The 3176-nt window shown below is 58.5% G+C and carries 2 protein-coding genes; both read left to right on the top strand.

Annotated elements, in window-relative coordinates:
• Positions 1–336 precede the first annotated feature (336 nt).
• Entirely contained in the window at positions 337–549 is a 213-nt protein-coding gene (locus J4D25_RS26810) for a DUF1059 domain-containing protein (RefSeq protein ID WP_008001113.1), read from the top strand.
• A 1016-nt stretch (positions 550–1565) separates the two neighbouring features.
• Positions 1566–3176 (top strand): DUF5801 repeats-in-toxin domain-containing protein (locus tag J4D25_RS26815; protein ID WP_258536629.1); only part of this gene is annotated, 1611 nt, incomplete at its 3' end.

The raw sequence follows: 3176 nt of genomic DNA on the forward strand, positions 1-3176 counted from the left end.
TATTCTTTTTGCAGTTCAGATAAGAGATTCGGATGATCGCATGCGCGGCGAATGTCCGGGTGGTCATTGATACTGACCATCACCCTGCCCACGCGGCTGAGAGATTTTCTTCGATGCGCAGCAGTTTCAGGTAAATGCCGAGCCGTCGCGATCTGCTCCCTGTTTCCGCGCGACCGTTTTCTATGTCTGGCACAACTACCCTGACATCGGTGGGCCTATACTTTAACGATCGGCACACTCGATGCGGCATGCAGTCGTGTTTGATGTAGGGGGGACGCGTCGAGCGATCGTTCACGCAGGCCACGGCCTGCCTTCGTCGTAGGGAGGAAAACATTCATGGCGCGTAAATACATCGACTGCCGCGAGTTTCCGAGCGATTCCCACTGCTCAATCGCACTGTCCGCAGACTCTGAAAACGAACTGCTCGAGGCCGCCGCGCAACATGCGGTCAGTGTTCACAAGCACACCGACTCACCAGAACTGCGTGCTCAACTGAAGACGATGTTTCACGACGGAACCCCGCCTGTTGAAGCACCGCGCCCTGCTTAGCACCCAGGGGTTTCAGAGGAGTGATTGTCATCGATAAGCACCTACGAGGCTCATTTCGATGAGTTCCGCAGGCCTGAGGGTAGTTTTTTATGCCCGGCACAATCTGAATGACGAAGGAGATCCCCAAGGAACTGCCAATGGCTGCTCCTTGGGGGTACTTTGGAGTGCCTGTTTAATCTGGCTGCGTGTTCATTCAAGCCAAGCTCAAACTGATTCGACAGACTGCTATCGGCCAAAAAGCGGCCCTTCTCGACCAGTTAAATCCATGTCGCCTTTCTACCCGGCCGCCTGAGCAGGTTCAGCCTCAGTTCGACGCGCTGGCGGTTAAAGCCCCGGCGACCTTGAACAGCAGCGCCATGTCCTCATTCACAAGCGAAACAAGCGGAATATGCGGCTCGGTTCCTTCGCGTCATCCCGTCTCCCCTCCCAATAGCCTGAAACTCCTAGTCCGCCTAGGAGTATCAGTCGATGTGCAGCCTGCGGTGCATGTTCATAGTTGTGACCAATAGAACCGAAAATGGTCCAAGGTCGACCCCCGATGACTGGACCCCCCTCAGGAGAAAGTCATGACTATGCGCAAAAAAAACTCATCGCCCACCAGTGACCTGGCCAATAACGCCGGTGACCATCCTTCACCCGTCAGCCACGACTGGACTTTTACCTACATTCCGACCGTCACCACCAACCTTGAAGACTACGCCCCCGGCAGCACGGCCATCATCACGGCCAGCGGTTTCGCCGCCGGCAGCACCGTGACACTCGAAGTGGACCACGCCATCGGTGCCGGCGCGGATAGTGTGTGGGGTACGTCCGACGACGTGCTTGATACCAATACCGGCGAGGGACACGAGCCCTGGTCCGTGACCGACGGTGGCGCCGGCGATCTTGACGGCCAAGTCAACGGCAGCGTCACCACTTCGTGGTACGTGAATCCCGACGACTCGGCAGGCGCAACGTTTCTGCTGACAGCGGCCTCTGCGGGCGCCGATGGAGTGGTCGGCACGGGTGACGACGCCATGGCGACTACGTCCTTTACGGACAGCGTTTTGGGCGTAGTGGCGACCGGCGAGGACGTAACGCTGGACGAAACGGCCGGGTTGCAGAACGCCACTGCCACGCCAACCCCTGCGGGGGACGCTGACGACAATGACATTTTGGTGGCGTCGCTGCCCTCGACCTTCGCCACCCGTTTGGCCGCACTGGGGGCAGGTACCGCAACGGGTGCGGCCTTGAGTGGCTATACCGGTGCCGTGGGCAACACCGGCAGCAATGCATTCACCATCACCGCTGACCCCGGAGCAAGCATTACCGATATCAGCTTCGTCGGCATCTCTGGCGCACCGCTCAATGGCGTGGACAGCGGGCTGGATACCCTCGATGGCACCAGCATCCTTCTCTATACGGATACGAACAACAACATCGTCGTGGGCCGAGCCGGAAGCGCAAGCGGCGCGATCGTGTTCGCTGCCTACATTGAAGAAACCGGTTCGCCGGTCACGGGCGGCAAGATCTGGACCGTGGAGTACCAACCGCTCAAACATCCCGTTATGACGAATGCCGATGATTCGCTCAATCTGCTGGATAAGGTTTTCATCGGCGCCAGCCAGGACATGGAATTCAGTCTGGCCAATGCACCCTCCGGTCAGAACCTGTTCCTGATGTTCACGAAGGCGAACCCGAACGTTGTCGATGTCGGTGGTGTGTTGCGGATCACGGATCCCACCATCATCGCCACCGGCAAAGACCCCGCAGACCAGTCAAGCGGCGCCAATATAACGACTGGCGACACGATCAATACCAGCCAGGCGGGTGGCCCGACCACCTTCGGCACCAACAATCAGATGATTGTGGAGCAAGAGGGCATCCGCTTTTCGTTCGTCACGGGTGCCAGGCAGAATGTGACCATTCCCAACCTGGACCAGAACGAAGCCGATCTTGAATCCAACGTCGACTTTACCGACGTCTTCAATGCGAAGTCGGCCAGTTTCGACGTTGTGCAGCTGCAAAGCGGCAAGAGTGCCGTGGTAAGAATCAGCGCATCCAGCACCGCGGCTGAACCTGGCGTGAATTTCATCAATGGATATGCGAATGATGCGACGGTGGCCATCACCAATGTTCGCGTCTTCAACAGCGCCGGGCAGGTGATCGAGAATTCAGATGGCTCGGCGAATGATCCCAGCATCATCATCAGCTTTGCTGCAGGGGTCGCAACCCTCACCGGCATTAAAGCCGGCTACCAGATTGAATACACCACTACGGCGGATCACAACCGCGTGCTGATCGAGAACGGTGCGGCCGTCAATGCCAAGGGCAATGACCACGCCGACTTTGATATCGGTGGTTTCACGCTGGTCAAAGCCTCTGTTACCACCACCGAAATCGGCTCCAAGATCATCTTCGACGACGACGGGCCGAGCATCAACACCACCGGCGTGGAACCGACGCTGACGGTGGACGAGACGGTGCTGGCGACCAACGCCACCCAGAGCTTCGCCGCCAACTTCAATTCGGCGTTTGGCGCTGATGGTGCGGGTACCCTGACCTATGCGCTGGACGTGGTGGCCGGAGCCTCCGGGCTGACCGACACGGCCACCGGCGAGGCGGTGAACCTGTCGCTCAACGGCACC

It is taken from the genome of Pseudomonas sp. GW456-L13 (assembly GCF_017350115.1).
GTDB classification, from domain to species: Bacteria; Pseudomonadota; Gammaproteobacteria; order Pseudomonadales; family Pseudomonadaceae; genus Aquipseudomonas; species Aquipseudomonas jessenii.

Excerpts from the sequence above, each read along its gene's own strand:
- J4D25_RS26810 (WP_008001113.1), top strand. The coding sequence starts at position 337 with ATGGCGCGTAAATACATCGACTGCCGCGAGTTTCCGAGCGATTCCCAC.